Raw genomic sequence first — 24,147 nt, 5'->3', positions numbered from 1 at the left:
GAGGAAACATTGAAAAAACTGGTTTTTGCAGCGCTCTTCAGCGCCACGGCTTCGTTCGCCCTGATTTCGGCTCAGGCCGCGCAGGCGAACGATAAATTCAAGCTCATCCTTGACTGGTATGTGAACCCCGATCACGGCCCGATCATCGTTGCCGACAAGCTCGGCTACTTCAAGGATGCGGGGCTGGACGTCGAAATCGTCGCGCCTGCCGATGCCTCGACGCCGACCAAGATGGTGGCGGCAGGTCAGGCCGATCTTGCGATTTCCTATCAGCAGCAGGTGCACCTTCAGGTGCATGAGGGCCTGCCGCTCATTCGCGTCGGCACATTGATCGACTCGCCGCTCAACTGCCTGATGACCCGCGACGACGGATCGGTGAATGCAATCGCCGACCTCAAGGGCAAGAAGATCGGCTATTCGGTTGCAGGCGTAGAGGAGACCCTGCTCGGCACCATTCTCGGCCAGCACGGCGTCAAGCTTTCCGATGTCGAGCTTATCAATGTGAATTTCTCCCTCGCGCCGTCGCTGATGTCGAAGCAGGTCGATGCGGTGATGGGCGCCTATCGCAATGTCGAACTGAACCAGATGGCCGTCGAAGGCGTGCCGGGTAAATGCTTCTTCGTCGAGGAAGAGGGCGTGCCGGTCTATGACGAGCTGGTCTATGTCGCCAATTCCGCCAGGCTCGACGCCGCCGAAAAAGAACGGATTTCGCGCTTCCTCGCCGCAACCGAGAAGGCCGCGCAATATATCGTCAACCACCCGGACAAGGGTTATGAGGCATTTTCCGCCTACAGCACCGAACTCAAGGACGACCTGAACCAGCGCGCATGGAAAGACACCGTCGCCCGTTTTTCGCGCGCTCCTGCCAGCCTCGATCATGGCCGCTGGAGCCGTTACGAAGCCTATCTCAAGGAACACGGCCTCGTGCCTTCCATCTTGCCGGTCGAAAAATTCGCCATTGATGTCAATGCCCAAGGGAGCAAGTCATGAGCCAGCCACAGCCGCATTATTCTTCCGAACTTTTCACACGCCTGCGCGCGGAAACGCTCGATGACTGGAAGCCCTATATCGACCACCCGTTCGTGCGCAGGCTTGGCGACGGAACGTTGCCGAAATCGGCTTTTCTGCACTATCTCCGGCAGGATTATGTCTATCTGCATCACTATGCCCGCGCCTTCGCGCTCGGCGTCGTGAAGGCCAATACATTGCAGGAAACCCGGCTCTGCGCCGATATCATGCACGGTCTTGCCCATATGGAACTGCCTTTGCATGTCAGCATCTGCGCGCGGGAAGGCATCAGCGAGGACGAGCTTTACGCAACGAAGGAAGAGCCGGAAAACCTCGCCTATACGCGCTATGTACTCGACTGCGGACAAGCGGGCGATTTCCTCGATCTCTTGACCGCGCTGGTGCCCTGCGCGCACGGCTATGGCGAGATCGGCCTCAATCTTGCCGCCACGGCCACGGCGGGAACACCCTATCAGGAGTGGATCGATACCTATGCCGGGCGCGAATATCAGGAGATGTGCCACACGGTCGGCAAGCTGTTCGATCAGGCAGCGAAGGACCGCATCGGTGACGATTTCGAGAAAAGCCCGCGCTGGCCAAAACTCTGCCAGATCTTTGCGACGGCAAGCAGGCTCGAAGCCGATTTCTGGTCGATGGGCCTGAAGGCTGGATCGTGAACGAAACGCTTTTGAACCGAAGCCGAAAAAAGCGCGCTGCCGATGGCCTCCTGTCGGCGGCTGCGGCGCTCGCCATCTGGCAGACGGTGGTGAGCATCGGCCAGATGCCGCGCTTCATCCTGCCGGGACCGCTCGATGTCATGCAGGCGCTCGTGACGAATGCGTGGCTGATCGCGGAAAACGCGGCGGCCACCATTGGCGAGGTGCTGGGAGGGCTGGTGCTGGGCTGCGCGGTCGGGATCGCGACCGCAATCGGACTGATGATGTCGCCGCTGGCGCAGCGCCTTGTCATGCCCGCCATGGTGTTCAGTCAGGCAATCCCCATCTTCGCGCTCGCCCCCATTTTGACATTGTGGCTCGGCTACGGCCCCGCATCGAAGATCGCGGTCACGGTGCTGATGATCTTCTTTCCCGTCGTTTCCACCTTCCTCGATGGAATGCAGCGCACCGAAACGAGCCTGATCGACGCGGCGGAAATTCTGGGGGCGGGGCGGATGGCCATCCTGTTTCGCATCCGTGTCCCTTCCGCCTTTCCGTCGCTGGCGTCGGGCCTCAGCCTTGCCGCCGTCTATGCCCCGATCGGGGTCGTGGTCGGCGAATGGGTCGGCGCATCGAAAGGGCTCGGCTATCTGATGCTGCTCGCCAATGGCCGCGCCAAGGTGGACCTCATGTTCGCAAGCCTTTTCGTGCTCGCGGCCTTCACCATGCTCTTACATGCGACGGTTTCCTATTTTGCGCGCAAGCTCGCCGCATGGCCGCGCAAAGCCGCATGAAAAAACCGGCGGTCGCCCGCCGGTTTTCGCATTCATCGCGGTCTTCAGGCCAGAATCATCAGGCCAGCGTATAGGCCGTCTTGACCGTGGTGTAGAACTCGGCTGCGTAGCGGCCCTGCTCGCGCGGACCGTAGCTCGAACCCTTGCGCCCGCCGAACGGCACGTGGAAATCGACACCAGCCGTCGGCAGATTGACCATCACCATGCCCGCTTCCGAATTGCGCTTGAAGTGGGTCGCATATTTCAGGCTCGTCGTGCAGATGCCCGACGACAGGCCGAAATTCGTATCATTGGCAGTGGCAAGCGCTTCTTCGTAATCCTTGACGCGGATGACCGAGGCGACAGGGCCGAAGATTTCCTCGCGGCTGATGCGCATCTGGTTGGTGGCTTCCGTGAACAGCGCCGGCTGGAGGTAGAAGCCCGGCGTTTCACGGTTGAGGCGCTCCCCGCCAAAGGCAAGCTTCGCGCCTTCCTTGCGGCCGATCTCGATATAATCCATGTCCTGCTTGAGCTGGCTCTCATCGACCACCGGGCCGATATGGGTGCCCTGCTTCAGCGCATTGTCGACCGTCACGGTCTTCAGCTTTTCGATTGCCGCGGCGACGAACTTGTCGTGGATGCCTTCCGTCACGATGATGCGCGAAGACGCCGTGCAGCGCTGGCCGGTGGAGAAGAAAGCCGAATTGACGACGGATTCCACAGCCACATTGAGATCGGCGTCATCCAGAACCACGACCGGGTTCTTGCCGCCCATTTCGAGCTGGAAGCGACGATTGTGCTCGATGGAAGCCGCCGCAACACGCTTGCCCGTCCCGGTCGAGCCGGTGAAGGTCACGGCATTGACGTCAGCGCTGTCGAGGATGGTCTGGCCGACCACCGAACCCTTGCCCATGACGAGATTGAGAACGCCCTTCGGAAGACCGGCGCGATGCAGGATATCGACAATCGCCCAAGAGCAGCCCGGTACGAGGTCAGCCGGCTTGAAGACGATGGTGTTGCCATAGCAGAGCGCTGGCGCGATTTTCCAGGCCGGGATGGCGATCGGGAAATTCCATGGCGTGATGATGCCGACGACGCCGACAGGCTCGCGGGTGATTTCCACGCCGATGCCCGGACGCGCAGAAGGCAGAACCTCGCCCGCCAGACGCAGGGCCTCGCCAGCAAAGAAATCGAAAATCTGGCTGGCGCGGATGGTTTCGCCGATGCCTTCGGCTAGCGTCTTGCCTTCCTCGCGCGACAAAAGACGGCCAAGCTCGTCCTTGCGGGCAAGGATTTCATCGGCGGTTTTACGCAGGATCGCATGGCGTTCCAGAATGCCGGAACGCGACCATGCCGGAAAAGTTTCCTTCGCGGCGGCAATCGCGGCCTTGGTGTCCTCAACCGTTGCCCGCGCATAGGTTCCCACAACATCATTGGTGTCCGAAGGATTGATGTTGGCGATTCCGTCACCGCCGACCCATTCGCCCGCAATCAGATTTTGATGTACTGTCATGGAACTCTCCCTGTGCGCCGCAAGGCTCTGATATATCTCAGAACGACCCTTCACCCATGAGCGGCGGAATTGCAAGACCGGAGCCGTCCTGTAACGAAAAAAGTGAAAATAAGTCTCGCGACCCGGCCCGGAAAGGCGCATCTTGCAAAATTGTCACAGTCAACGACCAGTTGGCAAAATCGTCATTTTGCGGCTTGGCAAATATTTTTGCTCATTTATTGTGCACCCATCTGCAACACTGGCAAGAGGTATGAGATGCGTGTCCATTACCCATTCCCGATGGTGCCCAGTGTTCGCGCGGGCGCTTCCAAGCTTTAAGTCCTTGGTCCGCGATGCAGGCTAAGGCCTGAACGCCCTCCCTAAAGGGGCACATTCCAAAACTTCCAGATTTGCCGCAGCCATCACCGGCTGCTTGTTTCATCTTGTTTTCACGCATTGTCCGGGGCCAAGCCGCTTCGCACTTTTGCTGAAAATGCTTTTAAAGGAACCAGAATCCGCTCAAACGCGGCCTGGTATTGTAGATATGACTCGGTTTCGCATAGATTTCCGGGGACCTGCCTTCCGCAACGTCCTCGGCTACACATTCGGCCACTGGCGAAGTCAGCCCTTGCGGCTGACGCTGATGTTAATCGGCATGCTGCTCGCAACAGCCGCAGATGTCTTGACCCCGCTCTATTCGGGCCGGCTGGTCGATGCGCTCTCATTGGGTAGTGACGGCGCATGGGATGCAGCCATTCACGCGCTGATTGTCCTGCTTGCGCTGGGTGCGCTGGCGCTGATCACGCGGCAACTGACCTTCTATGTCATCACGGACTTCACCTTGAAGATCATGAGCGACATGGCGGCAAGCTCGTTCCGCAAGCTGCAACGGTTTTCGACCGACTGGCACGCCAATGCCTTTGCCGGATCGACGGTCCGCAAGGTTTCGCGCGCCATGTGGGCGCTCGACCTGCTCAACGATACGCTGATCGTGGCCTTGCTGCCATCGATCCTGATGCTGCTCGGCTCGGTCGCGCTTCTGTCGTGGTACTGGCCGCTGATGGGCTTGCTGGTCGCTATCGGCTCGGTGCTGTTCATCGTCTGCACCATCGTGATCTCGCTCGGCTTCGTCGCGCCTGCCGCGACGCTCGCCAATAGCTGGGACACGCGGATGGGCGGCGCTTTGGCCGATGCGATTTCGTGCAATGCCGTCGTCAAGGCATTCGGCGCGGAAGCCCGCGAGGATGTGCGTCTTGCCAAGGTCGTGACCAAGTGGCGCGGCCGCACGCGCCGCACATGGCTGATCGGTACGCTGAACGGCTTCATTCAGGGGGCGAACCTTCTGGTGATGCGCGGCGTGGTCATTGCCTTTGCGCTCTATCTGTGGAGCCAGGGCAAGGCGACGGCGGGCGATATCACCTTCGTCCTGACCGCCTTCTTCATGCTGCAAGGCTATCTGCGCGATGTGGGCATGCATATCCGCAACCTGCAGCGCTCCGTCAACGACATGGAGGAACTGGTCGATATCGAAGCACAGCCTTACGGCATCGCCGACAAGCCGAATGCACCGGCGATAAAGATCGGAAATGGCGAGATCACTTTCGATCACATCACCTTCCATTACGGCAAGCACGATGCGGCTCTCTATCGCGACTTCTCGGTCAAGATCGAGGCTGGCGAGCGTGTAGGTCTGGTCGGTCATTCGGGTTCGGGCAAGACGACATTCGTCAAGCTGATCCAGCGGCTTTACGATGTCAGCGGCGGCGCGATCCGGATTGACGGGCAGAACATCGCCGATGTCACGCAGGCCTCGCTCAGATCGCAGATCGCCATCGTGCAGCAGGAGCCGATCCTGTTTCACCGGACGCTGGCCGAGAACATCGCCTATGCCCGCCCCGGCGCGACACAGGCGGAGATCGAGGAGGCCGCAAAGCTCGCAAGCGCGCACGACTTCATCAGCCGTCTGCCGAAGGGCTATGCAACGCTTGTCGGCGAACGCGGCGTGAAGCTGTCGGGTGGCGAGCGCCAGCGTGTGGCGATAGCGCGCGCATTTCTGGCGGACGCCCCGATCCTCATTCTGGATGAGGCCACATCGAGCCTTGATTCAGAATCGGAAGTGCTGATCCAGCAGGCGATGGAAAGGCTGATGGTTGGCCGCACGACGCTTGTCATCGCACACCGGCTTTCGACGGTTCGCGCGCTCGACCGGCTGCTGGTTTTCGACAAGGGCAAGATCCTTGAAGAAGGCGATCACGACGCGCTTATCCGCAAGCCGGGCGGCATCTATCGCCGCCTGTTTGAACGGCAGGCGCTGGAACTGACCAAGGGACTGGAAGACGTCATTTCGTAATCCAGTCTCCCATATCGCCACGCACAGGGCCGGACGATTCCGGCCCTGTCTTCATTTCATATTCCCTATCTCTTTGTTTTTCCTCATATCTTCGATCCGAAACCGCTTTCCGCTTTCGGGCGACATGCTCCATTCATCATCCGTTCAGATCACGGTGCGTATCACTCGCAGCCCAAGCGTGGCTTGACATTTCCATGACAGAAATGTGACAGGCTTTTTGTGAAATATTGGGAGTGAGTGAGTAGAACATGCCGGGTGTGATGGAAAATGCTGCTGCGCGCCGTTCGAGCGATGCCGCGATTTTCGGGGCTGCCCCTATTGCCTGGCCGCTGCGTCTGGCTGCCATCGCGCTTGCTTCCGTTGTGCTGTCGACGCTGCTCGTTTTCGCCATCGAATGGATCGTGCGCGGCTCGTTCACCGAAACGATGCAGTTCTTCCGCACGCCGCACAAGCCTGCATGGACGACCGTGGCGCTTTTCGTCGTGGTGCTCACCGCGAGCGACGCCATTTTCGGGCGCATCCATTACGGCTTTTTCGTCATCGGCCCGCTGGCGCTGATTGCGGCCACGACCGCCCGTGAAAAAAGCCTTTATCTGGGCGACCCGCTCTATCCGAGCGATTTTCTCTATGCCCGCCAGATCGTCGACCTGCTGCCGCTTCTGGTGCGCGACCGTCCATGGAGCGCTCTGGGCATAGCGCTACTTCTCATCGCTTCCGCAGCCTTGATGATTGGCGTGACGCTGTTCTGGTGGCGGCGGTTCGATCCGATCCCGTGGAAGGGGCGGATGCTGCGCCTTGCCTTCGCGCTGCCGCTGCTTGCCTGGTTCGCGGTGATTTCCGACTATGCGAGTTTTTCGCTGGCGCGCGACCGCCTGCGCATCCTGCCCATCATGTGGGACCAGAAGGAAAATTACGCGCATAACGGCTTTACCATGGCCTTCATCCTCAACGTGCCGATGGCAACCGTCTTCGCCCCTGACGGCTATTCCCCGGAGGCGATTGCCGCCATCGAGCCGCCCGCGCAGCTGATCCCTGCCGCCTTCGACAGCAGCAAGCCCGACGTCATCATGGTGATGAGTGAATCCTTCTGGGACCCGACGCGCCTTCCGGGCGTGGCTTTCAGCGCCGACCCGATCCCGACAGTGCGCGCGGAACAGTCGGGGCATGTTTTCTCGCCGGAATTTGGCGGCATGACCGCCAATGTCGAGTTCGAGGCCCTGACCGGATTTTCCAAGGCGTTCCTGCCTTCGGGCAGCATTCCCTATCAGCAATATATTCGCCGCCCGCTTCCCTCCCTTGCAAACTTTTTCAAGGATCAGGGTTATGCGACGCGCGCCATCCACCCCTATCGCCAGTGGTTCTGGAATCGCGGTTCCGTTTATGAAAGCATGGGCTTCGACAAGTTCATGTCGGAAGAAAACATGCCGCCGCTGGAAAAGCGCGGCGCGCTCGCTTCCGACGCGGCCTTGACCGACGAAATCATCCGGGAGGCTGACGCCACCGACGCGCCATTCTTCTTCTTCGCCGTTTCCCTGCAAGGACATGGCCCATACGAGGCCAACCGTTATCCGGATTCCGAACTTGAGGTTCAGACCGACGCCAGCGAGCCCACGCGCCAGTCGATCCGCTCCTATTCGCAAGGCGCCATGGATGCCGATGCGAGCCTTGCGCGGCTGATGGAATGGGCGTCCAAGCGTGAGCGCGAAACCATTCTGGTCTTCTTCGGCGACCATCTGCCGCCACTTGGCCCCGTTTATGTCGAGACCGGGTTCATGGCAAACCGCGTCGCAAGCCGCACGGCGCCCGCCGCCGACTTGATGCTGCAGCATGAAACCCCGCTGGTCCTATGGTCAAACAAGCGTGGGGCCGAGCGGGGAACGGGCACGATCAGCCCCGCCTTCCTGCCGCTGCACATTCTGGACATGGCCGGGATGCAGCATCCCTATTACACCGGCTTCCTGCGCCAGTTGCACGAGCAATACCGGGTTGTCGATAATCATGCGGTTTTCGACCGGTCGGAAAACGCCGAGGAAGGCTGGCAGCAACGGCCGCCCTTCCCGCCGCTGCTCCGCGATTATCAGATGCTGCAATATGACATGATCTTCGGCAGCAATTATGCGCGGGAACGGTTCTTCCCCGCGCAGCCCGCACAGAGCTAATCCGGCGCCTTGCCGGATGACTGGCGGATGACAAGCTTATAATCAATCTGTCGCGAAGCCGATATGCGACCGGTTTCGATCTGGTTCAAAAGCATGTCCGCGGCGTCGCGGGTCATCTCGAAAATCGGCTGGCGAACGGTGGTGATCTGCGGCGAGACCATGCTGGCAATGGCGCTGTCATCGAAGCCGACCACGGTGAGTTGATCCGGTATTGCAATGTCATGATCGTAGGCCACCTGCATGACAGCAGCCGCCATATCGTCGTTTGACGCAAATATCGCGGTCGGCGGCTCATCGAGCGAGAGCAGCTTCTTGCCCGCAGCAAGGCCACTCGCGAAACTGAAGCCGCCCTGTACTTCATAAGCCGGATTGCGCTCGATCCCCGCCTGTTCCAGCGCGCGCCGATAGCCGGCAAGGCGCAATTCAGCCGAACGGTGCGTCGGATCACCGATGACGATGGCGATCCGGCGGTGGCCGAGTTTGAGAAGATATTCCATGAGATCGAATGCAGCCGCCTCGTCATCGATGGTTACGCTGTCGGTCGGGTGGACATTGACATCGCCCGCAACCCGGGCAAACGGCATTGCCGAGGCGCTCAATTCGGCAAGAATTTCGGGATCGTCCGACATGGGCGGGGTCACGATAATGCCGTCGAGACCGGAAGCATGCGCCGTTTCGATCAGCGCGCCGCGAATATCGTCACGATTTTCGACCGGGAAGATCAGCAGGCGGTATCGTGTATCGCGCAGCCGTTCCAGCGCACCCATCTGCAATTCGGTGACATAGCTGGCGCTCGGATTTTCAAAGAAAAGCCCGATCAGGTGAGAACGACGTTCGACAAGGTTGCGGGCAGCGGCATTGGGGCGGTAACGCAGCTCGCTTCCCGCCTGGCGAACCTTTTCGCGAATGGCCTCGCGCACATTCGGTTCGTCATTATAGACACGCGAAACTGTCTTGATCGACACGCCGGCAAGGCGCGCCACATCATGAATGGTTGCTCGTTTTCCTGCAGCGGCCATATTGGATCGTCTCCCTCCCCTCCGATCTAACTAACCGCTTCGCCACGAAACGAAAAGAGAAATCAGGGAATTGAGCAAACCCGCGAGCGCGTCAGAAACCGGACTTCGCGCCCATTGTCGAGGGAAAACATGCCGCCGCGTCCGGGAACGACATCGATGATGAGTTCGGTATGTTTCCAGGCTTCATATTGCGGACCGCTGATATAGACCGGAGCACCACCGATTTCTCCGAGTTTCACGTCCGTATCGCCCACGATGAATTCGCCTTGCGGATAACACATCGGCGATGACCCGTCGCAGCAACCGCCCGACTGGTGGAACATGATCGGCCCATATTCGGCCTGCAACGCGCGGATCAGATCAAGCGCCGCCTGCGTGGCGCTCACCTGTCCCTTGCCGTCGCCGGAAGCTGCCTCACCCATATCCTCCTCCATGGTACGAAGCGGCGGAAATTCACCGCCCCGTCGCATATTAGCGCAACTTGCCTATTGAGTCAGATCCATGACCACGCGGCCTTCGATATTGCCCTGCCGCATATCGTCAAAGATGGAGTTGATATCTTCCAGCTTTTCCGTGCGGATGGTGGCTCGCACCTTACCGTCACCGGCAAAATCGAGCGACTCCTGCAAATCAAGCCGCGTCCCGACAATCGATCCGCGCACGGTGACGCCGTTCAGCACCATGTTGAAGATGGAGAGGGGGAAGTCACCGGGCGGCAGGCCGTTCAGCGAGACAGTGCCGCCGCGCGACACCATGCCCAGCGCCTGTTCAAAGGCAATCGGCGAAACCGCCGTAACCAGCACGCCCTGCGCGCCGCCATCGGTTTCCTTTTTGATGTAAGCTGCCGGATCGTTATGCGTCTTGGCATTGACGGTTACAGTGGCGCCGAGCTTGCGCGCCAGATCAAGCTTCCTGTCGTCGATGTCGACCGCAGCAACGTTGAGCCCCATCGCCTTGGCATACTGCACCGCCATATGGCCGAGCCCGCCCACGCCGGAGATCACCACCCAGTCGCCCGGCTTGGTGTCGGTAACCTTCAGCCCCTTATAGACCGTTACGCCCGCACAAAGGACCGGCGCGATTTCGTTGAAATCGATGTTCTTCGGCAGATGACCGACAAAATTGGGGTCGGCAAGCACATATTCGGCAAAGCCGCCATTGACCGAATAGCCTGTATTCTCCTGTTCCTCGCAGAGGGTTTCCCAGCCGCCCAGGCAATGACGGCAGTGTCCGCATGCCGTGTAAAGCCAGGGCACGCCGACCCGGTCGCCTTCCTTCACGTGTTTGACGCCGCTACCCACGGCAGACACATAACCGACGCCCTCATGGCCCGGAATGAATGGCGGGTTGGGCTTAACCGGCCAATCGCCTTCGGCTGCATGCAGATCGGTATGGCAAACACCGGACGCCTGAATAGCGACCTGTATCTGGCCGGGGCCGGGTTCGGGGACCGGCACTTCTTCAATCGTCAGCGGTTTGCCGAAGGCACGCACGACTGCGGCTTTCATCGTCTTTGCCATGAATTTCTCCTTCGTTGTCGAACTTCGTCGGGGAATCCGAAAGAACATGCATGAGGGACACGAAGATCGCCCGGGCGTCTCCGCCCAGGCACCCTTGGGAGGGTAATCGAAACCATTACGTCTGCACGCATAATGGCAGAGGTAATTCATCCCTTCCTTGATTAGGCGCAATGCGGAGACAAGATTTTCCGCATTGCGTTTGCAGGTTTCAGTTTTAGAAGAAACCCAGCTTCTTCGGGCTGTAGCTCACCAGCATGTTCTTGGTGTTCTGATAGTGGTCCAGCATCTTCAGATGATTTTCGCGTCCGATACCCGACTGCTTGTAACCGCCGAAAGCCGCATGGGCCGGATAGGCATGGTAGCAGTTGGTCCAGACGCGGCCCGCCTGAATGGCACGCCCGAAGCGATAGGCGCGCGTTCCGTCACGGGTCCATATGCCGGCGCCCAGCCCGTAAAGCGTGTCGTTGGCAATCGACAGCGCTTCCGCATCATCCTTGAAGGTGGCGACCGACACGACCGGCCCGAAGATTTCCTCCTGGAAAATGCGCATCTTGTTGTTGCCCTTGAACACGGTCGGCTTGACGTAATAGCCGCCGGCGAGATCGCCCGACAGGATGTTGCGCTCGCCGCCCGCCAGCACTTCGGCGCCTTCCTGACGGCCTATATCGAGATAGCTCAGGATTTTTTCGAGCTGCTCGCTGGAGGCCTGCGCGCCGATCATCGTGGCCGGGTCGAGCGGATCGCCCTGCACGATGGCCTCGACACGCTTCAGCGCCTTTTCCATGAACCTGTCATAGATCGACTCATGAATGAGAGCGCGGCTCGGGCAGGTGCACACCTCGCCCTGATTGAGCGCGAACATCACAAAGCCTTCAATGGCCTTGTCGAGGAAATCGTCATCTTCCGCGGCGACATCCTTGAAGAAGATATTCGGCGATTTGCCGCCCAGTTCCAGCGTGACGGGAATGAGGTTCTGGCTGGCATATTGCATGATCAGGCGACCCGTCGTGGTTTCGCCGGTGAAGGCGATTTTCGCGATGCGCGGGCTCGACGCGAGCGGTTTGCCTGCCTCAAGGCCGAAGCCGTTGACGACATTGACCACGCCCGGCGGCAGCAGATCGCCGATCAGTTCCATCAGAACTAGGATGGAAGCCGGTGTCTGTTCGGCCGGTTTCAAAACCACGCAATTGCCTGCGGCAAGCGCGGGCGCAAGCTTCCACGTCGCCATGAGAATCGGGAAATTCCACGGGATGATCTGGCCGACGACGCCAAGCGGTTCATGAAAATGATAGGCAACCGTGTCGTGATCGATTTCCGAAATGCCGCCTTCCTGAGCGCGAATGACGCCTGCGAAATAGCGGAAGTGATCGACCGCCAGCGGCAGGTCGGCATTGGTGGTTTCGCGGATCGGCTTGCCGTTGTCCCACGTTTCGGCAGCCGCCAGCGCAGGCAGGTTTTCCTCAATCCGGTCGGCTATGCGATTGAGAATGAGCGCGCGTTCAGCCGCGCTCGTCCTGCCCCATGCATCCTTGGCGGCATGCGCTGCGTCGAGCGCCGCTTCAATGTCAGCGGCATCCGAACGGGCTATTTCGCAAAGCACCTGTCCATTGACCGGCGATGTGTTGTCGAAATAGCGCCCTGATTTGGGCTCGACCCATTTGCCGCCGATGAAGTTTCCATAACGCTTTGCAAAAGCCGGCTTCACGGTCCGGCTGAATTCAACCTTGTTCATGACATCCTCCCAGAAACAACGCTGCTCCTACAGCGCTTCATGGTTGAGGATCGCGCGGCAGAGGGGAAGAGTCATCCCACGCATTCACGCTCGCAACATCATGTGTCGCAATATTGAGACAGTTTCGCCCGCCTATTTCAGCCTAGTCCGTCAGTGCGAGCGGATGATCTTCAGGCGGTTCAGCTTGCGATGCAGCGTCGCCCGGCTGATGCCCAAAAGCTGTGCCGCGGAGGAAATGTTGCCTTCCGCACGGGCAAGCGCCCGCAGGATCACGCCGCGCTCCGATTCCGCCATATCCTCGCGCGGATCGGCGGGCGTTCCCAGAAGATCGGCGGCAGGCAGCGGACCTGCCAGCGCGTCATCGTCAAGTTCCAGCGCAAGACGCGCCGCGCGCGTTGCGCCGATAACGAGGTCGTCCTTGTCGACGGCAATCAGCGCGCCGCCGGTACGATCGGGGCTTGGAGCCAGCATGATGCGGGCGTCTGGAAATGCCTGACGGAAATTTTCAGCCTCGATGCGCCGCGCAGCATCAATGACAGCCACCGATATGAGCTGCGCGAAACCCTCTGTCAGATCGGCGCGGCATGAGGAGACATCGAGTGCCGCCATCAAGCGCCCCTGATGGTCATGGATCGGAGCGACCGTGCAGGAAAGCCCGATATTGCGCGTATGAAAATGCTGGTCGCGATGGATCGTCAGCGGGCGCTGTTCGACGATGCAGGTGCCGATGCCGTTCGTCCCTTCGCTCTGTTCGCTCCAGACAGCGCCCGTCCAGAGCCCCCAGCGATAGAAAGTATCGTCATCGCCCGGTGCGCCGCGCCGTTCGACCGGCACGCCCTCGCTATCGGCCAGCAGCACACAGCAGCCAACGCCACCGACAGCCAGATAAAGGCGGTCCATACTGGCTTGCGCTATGCGGACAAGGCGTTCGATACGCTGATGAGCGGTTCGGAATTCCCCGTCGGAGAGCGTGCGCACCGATCCCGGCTCGGCAGGGTCGAGCCCGTGCAGTTCCGCCGAGCGACGCCACGAGGCGACCAGAGCGGACCGCGCGGCCCCGCCCGCCGTCATGATCGCGGACTGGATTCGGTCAGCATGTGTTCGGTCTTGCGGTGTGCCCATCTTTTCCTCCCAGGAAGGCTGGAACCCGCTTTATGGAAGGATAATGACCGCTCAGAACACAACTGGCAAGTGCGGCTAAAGATTGAGAGGGATCAGGCGACGCGTGCCGGCTTCAGATACTCCTCAAGCGAGGAAACATCCGCCGCATTGAGGCGAAGACCAAGCTTGGTACGCCGCCACAGGATATCCTCGGCGCTGACGGCCCACTCGTTTTCCTGAAGATACCGCACTTCGGCTTCATAAAGATCGGCCCCGAAATGCTGCCCGAGATCGGCGAGCGAAGCGGCATCTCCAAGCAGGACATGAATACGCGTTCCATATTGCCGGAACAGCCGCCGCCCATGAGCAGGCGTCACGAAGGAATAGGCGGCATTCACCTTTTGCAGCTCGTGCTCGAACTCGACATCCGCGAAATCCCCGCCGGGCAGCGGTGCGGCATGGGTCCATGGCGCTCCCTTTTGCCCCAGCCGCTCCTCGATCTTTTCCAGCATATGTTCGGCAAGCCGGCGCGCCGTGGTCAGCTTGCCGCCGAACACGTTGATCAGGGGAGCAAGCCCATCGGGCGCATCCTCTTTCAGCACGTAATCGCGGGTCGCTTCCTGCGCCTTGCTCGCGCCGTCATCATAAAGCGGCCGCACACCGGAATAGGTCCAGACGATATCCCCGCGACTGACGGGTTCCTTGAAATATTCGCTGGCTGCCGCGCAAAGATAATCGGTCTCGCCATCGGTGATCGCGACCTTGGCCGGATCGCCCTCATAGTCCTGATCGGTCGTGCCGATCAGGGTAAAATCGTCTTCATAAGGAATGGCGAATATGATGCGCCCGTCATTATTCTGGAAAAAATAGGAGCGAGGATCGGAGAATTTCTTGCGCACCACGATATGGCTGCCCTGGACAAGCCGGACATTGTGAAGCTGGCGGTCTCCCTCGACACCTTGCAGAACCCTGTCGGCCCATGGTCCGGCAGCATTGACCAGCAGGCGGGCGCGAACGTCCTCGCGCTCACGCGTGCCAGTATCTTCCAGTGTGATCGTCCAGCATTCGCGATCACGGCGGGCTGCCACGACCTTGGTCCGGGTGCGGATCATCGCGCCGCGATCCGCAGCATCGCGGGCGGTCAAGGCAACGAAACGCGCATCGTCAACCCAGCAGTCCGAATATTCAAATGCCTTGGCGAAAAGCGGCTTCAAGGGTTCAGCCGCCGGATCGGTGCGCATGTCGAGCGTGCGCGTGGGTGGAAGCTTTTTGCGCCCGCCAAGGTGGTCATAAAGGAACAGCCCCAGCCGCAGCAGCCAGGCAGGGCGCACCCCGCCCTTGTGATAAGGCAGCACGAACCGCATCGGATGAATGATGTGCGGTGCATTGGCCCACAGCACCTCGCGCTCCATGAGCGCCTCGCGCACCAGACGAAATTCATAATGCTCAAGATAGCGCAAACCGCCGTGAATGAGCTTGGTTGCCCGCGAGGAGGTGCCGCTTGCCAGATCGTTCATCTCGGCAAGGCCAACCGAAAATCCCCGGCCAGTCGCATCACGCGCAATGCCGCATCCGTTGATGCCGCCGCCGATTACAAAAATGTCGAATAATTTCTCTTGCGCCATGGCGAACCCCGAAGACCGCTCTCCGAAAACCAAAGCGAATATAATTCATTTAATACGAAAGCAAATCGAAAACAAACGAAACTAAGACTCTTTTTCCGCCGCAGGGCTTTCGCCAAGGGTTTCAATCAATTCGACGTCATTGTCCCGGCACAGGCTTCGCAACTGCTCCGACGGGCAGCGATCGGTAATGAAGGTGTCGATCTGCGATATATGGCCGATGCGCACCGGGGCTGTTCGCTCCAGCTTTGTGGCGTCGGTCACGAGAATGACGTGCCGGGCATTGGCGATGATTGCCTGCGCCACCTTCACTTCGCGGAAATCGAAATCGAGAAGCGCCCCGTCTTCGTCCATGGCGGAAGCACCGATGATTGCATAGTCGACCTTGAACTGCCGGATGAAATCGACGGCGGCTTCGCCGACGATCCCCCCGTCCGAAGGACGCACGACGCCGCCTGCGACCACGACCTCAATCGAGGCGTGAACACGCAATGTATTGGCGACATTGATGTTGTTGGTGATGACCATCAGATTATTGTGATCGACCAGCGCTTGGGCGACCGCTTCGGTGGTGGTGCCGATATTGATGAACAATGAAGCGCCGTCGGGAATGATTTCTGCGGCGGCGCGCCCGATCGCTTCCTTTTCATGCGCCGCGATGCGGCGCCGGGCCTCGTATTCCATGTTCTCGACGCCGGATGGATAAAGCGCCCCGCCATGGATACGGCGCAGCATTCGGGCGCGGCAGAGGTCGTTCAGATCCTTGCGCACCGTTTGCGGCGTCACCTCGAAAGCCGCGGCAAGATCGTCCACCAAAACCTGCCCCTGTTTGCGAGCGAGCTCTAGAATTGCATTGTGACGGGGAGTGAGCTGCATTGTTATCCTGAGGCTGGTTTCATTCCGTTGCTCTCGGATAATTTCGCGGTTTTTCAATAGAAAGCAACCACTTCTGGCGGAACAATTGTCAACATCCGCCGCCTTTTCTCAACAGGCGAAGCAGGATGGCTGTTTTGCCCGGGTCGAAAAGGCAATCTAGTCGAGGTTGAATTTTTCGCCATACATCCGGTGCAGCTTGCAGGCTACTTCCGTACGGTTGGCGGCTCCGATCTTCTTCATGATGTTATGGACGTGAGCCTTCACGGTACCTTCGCTCATGCCAAGCTCAAAAGCGATAATCTTGTTCGATTTGCCCAGCCGGATCGCATGGACAACCTCGATCTCGCGTGCGGTGAGCAATTCTCCCAGAACGTCGTCGTCAATATCTGCGGGCGCGGTCTGAAAAACCATGGAAGCGGGCACGTACATGCCGCCCGCGGTAGCAAGATGAATAGCCTCGACACAGACTTTTATATCGACCGAGGTAGGAATATAGCCGCGAGCGCCGATTTCCATGGCGCGCACGACCTGCGCCCACTCCTCGCGTTCAGCGAGGAAAACCACCGGCACCGGACGCCAAAGCTCGATCACAGCCTGCAATTTTTCCGAGAAAAAAGGGTCCGCCAGCCGTTTGGACCCAATATTGATGAGAACAACGGCAATATCCTCCGTTGGATCTGCGAGTTCAATCGCCGCCTGTGTCTCCACGGGAAGCTTGAGCCCGTTCAGCACAAGCCCGTTATAAAGACACTGCCGCTCAAGGTTGCTCTTGCATATGAGCAACATGCGCCGTTCCTTTGCGGCTTCAATACCCGGAGCATGTCCCCTGTCCCCCTGCTCCGAAGCAGTCCAAATGCTATCCCCTCTTGTTTCCAACATGTGATGCTCCCGGCATACTCATCTTGCTCTATGTTTATGCATCCTACTATTACTTTCGTCAGAGACGTGTTTTTTCCAATGCTTGCATGGATAGAGCTCTAACCATGACCAGCGCGAATATTGCTATCGGGAAATAATCGTGTCATTAACTTATGTTAGCAATGCATAAAATTTATGACCAATTGTAAGAAAGACTTGAACGGCAGGAGATATAGCCTCTACATCTTTCGTTTAGTTGACTTCCGCCTTTACTGAAAGTCGAAAACATAAAGGCGGCGTTCGCTTAATTCTTTCTGCAAATAATCAGGCTCCCGACGGAAACATCCGATCGATTGGTCATAGGTTTTTCAAGGCGGAATACGCCATTTGATTGCTCCTGACATGCTTAGAGCGCATTTCGATTTGCTTGGATGAATCAGCGCCCTAACTGTTCGCCTTAATGCGCATTCTTGCCGAAAGGCTGCTTTACACATATCGAAATACGCTCCAACGGGTTCAAAATGCACAGTGGCAGGCAGACCACAGACCCAACGACTGAAGCGCTCATTGGTTTATTGGAGGCCTCTCCAATTTACGCCAAGCTCGGAGCGCGGGAAACAGACGCGCTTTCTTCCCTCACGATTATCGAAAACGACTTTGCCGCCGACGCCGCGATCATCCGGCAGGGCGAACAAATCAGAAGCCTCCATCTCGTGCGTTCCGGCTGGGGATGCGTCTATCGCGATCTGGAAAGCGGCGAGAGGCAGATTATCGACTTCCCCATGCGGAGCGATTTTCTCGGGTTTCGAACCGCCAATGGCTATAGCTACAATACGATCACGGCAGTCACGCCCATGTCGGTGTTCGAAATTCCGCTTGTCTCGCTTGAAGCCTCGCTTGAGCACGCACCGCGCCTCAGCCTGATCTTCATAGAGCTTCTCGCCCGCCAGCGATCCATGCTCATCGAGCATCTTACCAATATCGGATGCCGCGCTGCCTTCGTCCGCACCGCGCATCTGTTTCTCGAACTTTCCGACCGCGTGCAATCCTCCGGAATGGGCGACGCAAATTCCTTCCATTGCCCGCTGACACAATATCAGCTTGCCGATGCGCTGGGGCTGACGCCGATCCATCTCAACCGGATGCTGCGCGACTTGCGGGAAGAAGGGCTGATCCTGTTCCGTTCAAACAGGGTGGAGATCCTGGACCGCAAGCGCGTGGCAGCCCTCGCCCAGTACGACGGAGAATTCATGCGCATGTCGGTTTTCGGGAAAGATTAAGCGGTCGATTCCAATCCCGACTGCTGTCAGGGCGACCGGCATATAAGAGACTTGCGAGATACAAATGGTCGGAGTGAGAGGATTCGAACCTCCGACCCCCTCGTCCCGAACGAGGTGCGCTACCAGGCTGCGCTACACTCCGTGACCATGTGGCCGTGACCATTGAGGCGGCTTATAACGCTCCAGATTTCAAGCCGCAAGAGCATCTTGTCGTTTTTTTGAATGCCGAACCCGAAAAGCTCGAAAGAGCTTCAAACGGCTTGGAAAACAGGCAGCGTCCCGCCTCCGAAAGCCACAAAATTGGGGTTGGCAAAACCGGCGACGCCCTGGCTGGCGCGCTGTCCATAGGAGAGCGGTATCCCGTCGAAAGTGGTGGTCATACCGCCTGCGGCGCGCAAAACAGCATCGCCCGCCGCCGTATCCCATTCCATCGTCGGGCCAAAGCGCGGATAGATGTCGGCCTCTCCGCTGGCAATCAGGCAAAACTTCAGCGACGAGCCGATGGAAACGCAGTCGCTGATCCTGTTGTCGCTCAGGAATTTTTCCGTTTCGGAGTTGCTGTGCGAGCGGCTGCAGACAGCGACCCGCTCCGGCCCGTGGACACGCACCGCTATTTTACGCCGTGATCCGATCGCGTGATCGCCGGTCGTCGTTATTTCTTCGGCACCGCTGCCGGTTCCGATGAACAAGCGATTGCGAACCGGGGCATAAACGAGGCCCAGAACCGGAGCACCATCTTCGATCAGGCCGATGTTCACCGTGAAATCGCCGTTGCGCAGCAGGAATTCCCGCGTTCCGTCAAGGGGATCGACCAGCAGAAATTGCCGTCCCAGTTGCGCAGGCAGGCGACCCGCCGCCACTTCCTCTTCGGCCACAACAGGAATATCGGGGGCGACCGAAGCCAATGCTGAAAGGATGACAGCCTCCGCATCGCGGTCTGCTTCCGTGACCGGGGAGGAATCCTTCTTGCTGTGAACCGCGCAGCCATTAGCATAGTGCTTCATGATGACGCGACCTGCCTCCAGTGCGGCTTCCTGCAGCACGGCAAGCATTGCTTCGCCGTTCGGATCGGCTTTCGGGGAGGCGGAAATCTTCATTCTTCAGATCGACCAGGAATCGCTGCCATAACTGCCGATGATACCACGTTCGGCAAGATACTTTTCCACTTCCGCGACGAGTTCGTCAACGTCCCGGCCCGTCGTGTCCAGACGAAGCTCCGGCGATACCGGCGGTTCATACGGAGAATCGATCCCGGTAAAGGCCTTTATCTCGCCGCGCAGGGCCTGCGCGTAAAGCCCTTTCGGATCGCGGGCGATGCATTCCTCTATCGGCGTATCCACGAATATCTCGACAAACTCCCCTTCAGGGAGGCGGGAACGAATGCGATCTCGCTCAGCCCGAAACGGCGAGATGAAGGAAACCAGCACCACGAGGCCCGCATCGGTCATCAAACGGGCGACTTCACCGACGCGGCGGATATTTTCCGCCCTGTCCTCCTCGGAAAAACCGAGATCGCTGTTGAGGCCATGACGGACATTGTCACCGTCCAGCAGGTAGGTGTGCTTGCCCAGCGCATGGAGCCGCTGCTCCAGCCTGTTTGCAATGGTGGATTTGCCGGAGCCGGACAGGCCCGTAAACCAAAGTACCGCCGGTTTCTGGAACTTCTGTGCCGCGCGAGCATGCTTGTCGAGATCGAAGGATTGCAGATGCACATTCGTCGCCTGACGAAGCGCGCCGTCGATCATGCCAGCCCCAACTGTCGCGTTGGTCAGCCGGTCGATCAATATGAACGCACCCGTTACGCGGTTGTCGGCGTAAGGATCGAATGCGATCTGGTCCACGGTCTGAAGATGGCAAAGGCCGATCTCGTTGAGGTCGAGGCGGGATGCTTCCTGACGGGTGAAACTGTCGACATCGGTCCTGTAGACGATCTCGCTGATCGTTACCGGCGTCTGGTCCGTCTCCGTGCGCAGCAGATAGGACCGGCCGGGATGCAAGGCCTCCTCACCGAACCAGACGATATTGGCGGAGAAGCGATCCGCCACTTCAGGCCGGGCTTCCGTTCCCACCAGCATGTTGCCGCGTGAGACCTCGACTTCATCCTCCAGCACCAATGTGACAGCTTGGCCTTCGGAAGCGCGCGGCAGGTCGCCGTCATAGGTGGCAATGCGCTTCACGCGGGAAGTCTTGCCGGATTTGGCAACTACGATCGCATCACCGGCGCTGATCGAACCTGACGCCACAGTGCCGGAGAAACCGCGAAAATCGAGATTGGGCCGGTTCACATATTGCACCGGGAACCGAAAGGGCTTTGCCACCGCATCTGTATCGATGCGCACGGTTTCGAGATGTTCGAGCAAATGCGGCCCGTCATACCAGCCCATGCGGGGAGACGGCAGGGTCACGTTGTCGCCGAAACGCGCCGAGAGTGGGATCGGCTGGATGCTGGCAAAGCCAAGCTCCTTGGCGAAGCTCATATAGTCGGCAACGATCCGCTCAAAGGCTTCTTGCGAAAAATCGACCAGATCGATCTTGTTCACGGCCAGAACGATGTGGCGGATACCGAGCGTCGACGCAATGAAGGAATGGCGGCGGGTCTGGGTCAAGATGCCCTGCCGGGCGTCGACCAGCACAATGGCAAGATCGGCAGTCGAAGCGCCGGTCGCCATATTGCGCGTATATTGCGCATGACCCGGCGTGTCCGCGACGATGAACTTGCGGCGGGGCGTGGAAAAAAAGCGATAGGCGACATCGATGGTGATGCCCTGCTCCCGCTCGGCTTCGAGACCATCAACCAGCAATGCGAAGTCGAAATCGTCATCGGTCGTTCCGAACTTGCGGCTGTCGTTCTTCAACGAAGCAAGCTGGTCCTCGAAGATCAGTTTGGTGTCATAAAGCAGGCGCCCGATGAGCGTCGATTTGCCATCATCCACCGAGCCGCACGTAAGAAAGCGCAGCAGCGTCTTGCGCTCCTGGTCGGCCAGAAAATCGCTGACTGCGGCATTGGTCGCAACAGGCTTGGTTATCGCATTCATCAGAAATAGCCCTCGCGCTTCTTCTTCTCCATCGACCCGGCCTCGTCGCGATCAATGGCGCGGCCTTGCCGCTCGGATGTTCGGGCGATCAACATCTCCTCGACAATCGCAGGGAGGTCGGCCGCACTGGATTCAATTGCGCCGGTCAACGGATAGCAGCCGAGGGTACGGAACCGCACCAGCCGGTTTTCCACCCTTTCGCCCGGACGCAGTTTCATGCGGTCGTCATCAACCATGATCAACATGCCGTCGCGTTCGACCACCGGACGATGCGCTGCAAAATAAAGCGGGACGATGGGGATATTTTCTTGCAGGATATATTGCCAGATATCGAGCTCGGTCCAGTTCGACAGCGGGAAGACGCGGATCGATTCCCCGGCGGAAACGCGCGTATTGTAGATCTTCCACATTTCCGGGCGCTGGTTCTTCGGGTCCCATCCGTGCTGCGCATTGCGGAAGGAGAAAATGCGCTCCTTGGCGCGTGATTTTTCTTCGTCGCGTCGGGCGCCTCCGAACGCAGCATCGAACTTGTACTTGTCGAGCGCCTGCCGCAAGGCTACCGTTTTCATCACATGGGTGTGGACATTCGACCCATGACTAAAGGGCCCGATGCCCTCGCGCACACCATCCTCATTGATATGCACGAGCAGCTCGAAACCCTTTTCACGGGCCTGCGCATCGCGAAATTCGATCATCTCGCGGAACTTCCATGTCGTATCGACATGCAGAAAGGGAAAGGGCGGCGGCGCCGGATAGAATGCCTTCATCGCCAGATGCAGCATCACCGACGAATCCTTGCCGACCGAGTAGAGCATCACCGGATTGGAAAAGGTGGCCGCAACCTCTCGAAAAATATGGATGGCTTCCGCTTCAAGGCGCTGCAGATGCGTCAGGTTCTTGATCAGGGATGCATGATGCACGACTACTTACTCCCGGCAACCGGATGGATCTTGATGCTGGCGGGGGGACGGCCCAAGGACAGGGGACAGGCCTTCATCCGGCGCAGATGCGGCAAAAGCCACAGTGCGCGCATTGTCGTGAAATGATGCGGAAAAGGGAAAGAAACCTATCGCGTATTGCAACTGGCTTGCGCGAAAAACTTACCGTATTTGAAAGCCGGGCAGGAACAAACTTGCGCGCACTAAGAAAACCCGATTTTCCGTCAAGATACGGAAAATCCTACAATTTTTGTGATATTAAACAGGTTTTCCGATCCGGAGCTGCCCGTCATTCGGACAGCTCCGGAGCAAATTATTACTCGGTGAGTATTACTTGGCGAGTACTGCTTGGGCGAGGCTCGCCTGAACATCGTTGAGCGCCGCTTCCAGTGCCGACACCATCGTATCGATCTGCTGATCGTCGATGATGAGCGGCGGGCAGAAGGCCAGCGTGTCGCCCATTGCGCGGGAAATCACGCCGCGTTCCTGAAGCGCCGCGTTTGCCTGCGCGCCCAGCGCACCAGCTTGTTCAAGGCCTGTCTTTGCCTGTTTGTCTGTGACAAGCTCGACACCGGCAATGAGACCCACGCCGCGCACTTCGCCGACCAGCGGGTGATCCTGCAACGCACGCAGACGCTTCTGCATATAGGCGCCGCGCTCGCGTGCGTTGGCAACCAGATCGCGCTCTTCGATGATCGCGAGATTTTCCAACGCCACAGCCGCCGCCACCGGATGTCCGGATGCCGTAAAGCCCGTGCCAAGCGTGCCGATCTTGTGGCTTTCCTCGGCAATCGGCGCGTAGACGCGCTCGTTGATCAGAAACGCCGAGATTGGCAGATAGGATGACGAAAGCTGCTTGGACATGACCAGAATGTCCGGCTTGATGTCGAATGTCTGACTGCCGAACAGGTTGCCTGTCCGTCCGAAACCGCAGATGACTTCGTCGGCGACCAGCAGAATATTGTAGCGATTGAGAACGGCTTGCACCTTTTCCCAATAGGTTTTGGGCGGAACGACCACGCCGCCGGCACCCATCACCGGCTCGCCGATGAACGCGGCAATGGTATGCGGACCTTCTGCGAGAATCAGTTGTTCCAGCTCGTCCGCCAGCCGCGTCGCGAACTGCTCCTCGGTCTCTCCCGGCAGCGCATCGCGATAATGGTGCGGGCAACCCGTATGCAGGATGCGATCGATCGGCAGGTCGAAGGAACGGTGATTGTTGGGCAGGCCCGTCAGGCTGGCGGAGGCAATCGTGACGCCGTGGTAGCCGCGCTTGCGCGAAATGATTTTCTTGCGCTCCGGCTCGCCCAGCGCGTTGGAGCGATACCAGATCAGCTTGATGACCGTATCGTTGGCTTCGGAGCCTGAATTGGTGAAATAGGCCTTGCTCATCGGCACAGGCGCCATCGAAACGAGCTTTTCAGCGAGATCGATGACGGGACCATGCGAGCGATAGGAGAACGTATGGTAGAAAGGCAGCTTTTTCATCTGCCGCGCGGCTGCTTCGGCCAGGCGCGGCTCGGAAAAACCGACACCGACGCTCCAAAGTCCCGACATCGCCTCAATGTAGCGCTTGCCCGTTACATCCTCGACGTAAATGCCGTCGCCGCGCTCGATGACAAGCGGACCTTCCGCCTCGAGGCGGACAGCATCGGTATAGGAATGGAGATGATAACGGATATCGCGGGCTTCAAGAGAGTTTGGCTGAGCAGTCATTCATTGATCCTC

At 58.8% G+C, this 24,147-nt stretch carries 19 protein-coding genes and 1 tRNA gene; 6 read left to right on the top strand and 14 right to left on the bottom strand.

Translation table 11 applies throughout. The annotated features are described in order from the left end of the window. The first annotated feature begins 9 nt into the window (after nt 1-9). Genes F9K78_RS11950 through F9K78_RS11940 form a run of 3 tightly spaced genes read left to right on the top strand, consistent with a single transcriptional unit; the run spans nt 10 to nt 2,458 of the window. Nucleotides 10-990: an ABC transporter substrate-binding protein gene (locus tag F9K78_RS11950; RefSeq protein ID WP_121985711.1), complete on the top strand. Its 981-nt coding sequence runs from the start codon at nt 10-12 to the stop codon at nt 988-990. Beyond that, a complete protein-coding gene (tenA, locus tag F9K78_RS11945; RefSeq protein WP_121985712.1) occupies nt 987-1,685 on the top strand; it encodes a thiaminase II in 699 nt (232 codons plus the stop codon). Before F9K78_RS11950 ends, tenA begins: the two co-directional genes overlap by 4 nt. After that, nucleotides 1,682-2,458 carry an ABC transporter permease gene (locus F9K78_RS11940; protein WP_121985713.1) on the top strand — a complete coding sequence of 259 codons (777 nt, stop codon included), beginning with the start codon at nt 1,682-1,684 and terminating at the stop codon, nt 2,456-2,458. The genes tenA and F9K78_RS11940 overlap by 4 nt, the downstream gene beginning before the upstream one ends. A gap of 58 nt (nt 2,459-2,516) precedes the next feature. On the opposite strand, the gene F9K78_RS11935 is transcribed toward F9K78_RS11940, so the two are convergent. After that, the gene (locus F9K78_RS11935) at nt 2,517-3,950 is read right to left on the bottom strand and encodes an aldehyde dehydrogenase family protein (RefSeq protein ID WP_121985714.1); all 1,434 of its coding nucleotides are present in this window, start codon (nt 3,948-3,950) and stop codon (nt 2,517-2,519) included. A 523-nt stretch (nt 3,951-4,473) separates the two neighbouring features. Between F9K78_RS11935 and F9K78_RS11930 the strand changes: the two genes are divergently transcribed. After that, a complete protein-coding gene (locus F9K78_RS11930; RefSeq protein ID WP_121985715.1) occupies nt 4,474-6,279 on the top strand; it encodes an ABC transporter ATP-binding protein in 1,806 nt (601 codons plus the stop codon). Between the two features lie 248 nt (nt 6,280-6,527). After that, a complete protein-coding gene (locus F9K78_RS11925; protein ID WP_121985716.1) occupies nt 6,528-8,438 on the top strand; it encodes an LTA synthase family protein in 1,911 nt (636 codons plus the stop codon). On the opposite strand, the gene F9K78_RS11920 is transcribed toward F9K78_RS11925, so the two are convergent. From F9K78_RS11920 to F9K78_RS11885, 8 genes are all read right to left on the bottom strand, one after another. Next, complete coding sequence (locus F9K78_RS11920; RefSeq protein WP_121985717.1) at nt 8,435-9,457, bottom strand: LacI family DNA-binding transcriptional regulator; 1,023 nt, start codon at nt 9,455-9,457, stop codon at nt 8,435-8,437. The two genes, F9K78_RS11925 and F9K78_RS11920, sit on opposite strands and share 4 nt — an antisense overlap. A gap of 62 nt (nt 9,458-9,519) precedes the next feature. Further along, entirely contained in the window at nt 9,520-9,879 is a 360-nt protein-coding gene (locus tag F9K78_RS11915) for a DUF779 domain-containing protein (protein ID WP_121985808.1), read from the bottom strand. 63 nt (nt 9,880-9,942) lie between these two features. Next, entirely contained in the window at nt 9,943-10,977 is a 1,035-nt protein-coding gene (gene adhP / locus F9K78_RS11910; protein WP_121980760.1) for an alcohol dehydrogenase AdhP, read from the bottom strand. A 214-nt stretch (nt 10,978-11,191) separates the two neighbouring features. Continuing rightward, nucleotides 11,192-12,709 carry an aldehyde dehydrogenase gene (gene adh / locus F9K78_RS11905; RefSeq protein ID WP_121985718.1) on the bottom strand — a complete coding sequence of 506 codons (1,518 nt, stop codon included), beginning with the start codon at nt 12,707-12,709 and terminating at the stop codon, nt 11,192-11,194. Between the two features lie 150 nt (nt 12,710-12,859). Further along, nucleotides 12,860-13,831, bottom strand: coding sequence for a GAF domain-containing protein (locus F9K78_RS11900; protein WP_121980758.1), 972 nt, complete (start codon nt 13,829-13,831; stop codon nt 12,860-12,862). Nucleotides 13,832-13,923: 92 nt separating this feature from the next. Continuing rightward, nucleotides 13,924-15,435, bottom strand: a complete 1,512-nt coding sequence (gene glpD / locus F9K78_RS11895) for a glycerol-3-phosphate dehydrogenase (RefSeq protein WP_121985719.1) — start codon at nt 15,433-15,435, stop codon at nt 13,924-13,926. An 81-nt stretch (nt 15,436-15,516) separates the two neighbouring features. Next, on the bottom strand, nt 15,517-16,308 hold the full coding sequence (locus tag F9K78_RS11890) for a DeoR/GlpR family DNA-binding transcription regulator (protein WP_121980756.1): 792 nt from the start codon (nt 16,306-16,308) through the stop codon (nt 15,517-15,519). Between the two features lie 156 nt (nt 16,309-16,464). Then, a complete protein-coding gene (locus tag F9K78_RS11885; RefSeq protein ID WP_121985720.1) occupies nt 16,465-17,187 on the bottom strand; it encodes a response regulator transcription factor in 723 nt (240 codons plus the stop codon). A 500-nt stretch (nt 17,188-17,687) separates the two neighbouring features. Here F9K78_RS11885 and F9K78_RS11880 point away from each other — a divergent pair, with 500 nt between their 5' ends. Next, nucleotides 17,688-18,446 (top strand): Crp/Fnr family transcriptional regulator, encoded by a 759-nt coding sequence (locus F9K78_RS11880; RefSeq protein WP_121985721.1) that lies wholly within the window; start codon nt 17,688-17,690, stop codon nt 18,444-18,446. 65 nt (nt 18,447-18,511) lie between these two features. Here F9K78_RS11880 and F9K78_RS11875 read toward each other — a convergent pair. The 5 genes from F9K78_RS11875 to F9K78_RS11855 all read right to left on the bottom strand — a co-directional run bounded on the left by F9K78_RS11875 (nt 18,512) and on the right by F9K78_RS11855 (nt 24,135). Then, nucleotides 18,512-18,588: transfer RNA gene (locus F9K78_RS11875), tRNA-Pro, on the bottom strand. 109 nt (nt 18,589-18,697) lie between these two features. After that, nucleotides 18,698-19,543: a 3'(2'),5'-bisphosphate nucleotidase CysQ gene (gene cysQ, locus F9K78_RS11870; RefSeq protein ID WP_121985722.1), complete on the bottom strand. Its 846-nt coding sequence runs from the start codon at nt 19,541-19,543 to the stop codon at nt 18,698-18,700. A 3-nt stretch (nt 19,544-19,546) separates the two neighbouring features. Next, on the bottom strand, nt 19,547-21,481 hold the full coding sequence (gene cysN, locus F9K78_RS11865) for a sulfate adenylyltransferase subunit CysN (protein ID WP_121985723.1): 1,935 nt from the start codon (nt 21,479-21,481) through the stop codon (nt 19,547-19,549). After that, nucleotides 21,481-22,401 carry a sulfate adenylyltransferase subunit CysD gene (cysD, locus tag F9K78_RS11860; protein ID WP_121985724.1) on the bottom strand — a complete coding sequence of 307 codons (921 nt, stop codon included), beginning with the start codon at nt 22,399-22,401 and terminating at the stop codon, nt 21,481-21,483. Before cysD ends, cysN begins: the two co-directional genes overlap by 1 nt. 348 nt (nt 22,402-22,749) lie before the next feature. Further along, nucleotides 22,750-24,135 carry an aspartate aminotransferase family protein gene (locus F9K78_RS11855; RefSeq protein ID WP_121985725.1) on the bottom strand — a complete coding sequence of 462 codons (1,386 nt, stop codon included), beginning with the start codon at nt 24,133-24,135 and terminating at the stop codon, nt 22,750-22,752. Nucleotides 24,136-24,147: the final 12 nt, after the last annotated feature.

The organism is Brucella pseudintermedia, from assembly GCF_008932435.1.
GTDB classification, from domain to species: domain Bacteria; phylum Pseudomonadota; class Alphaproteobacteria; order Rhizobiales; family Rhizobiaceae; genus Brucella; species Brucella pseudintermedia.
This window is presented reverse-complemented; position numbering and strand designations above follow the sequence as displayed.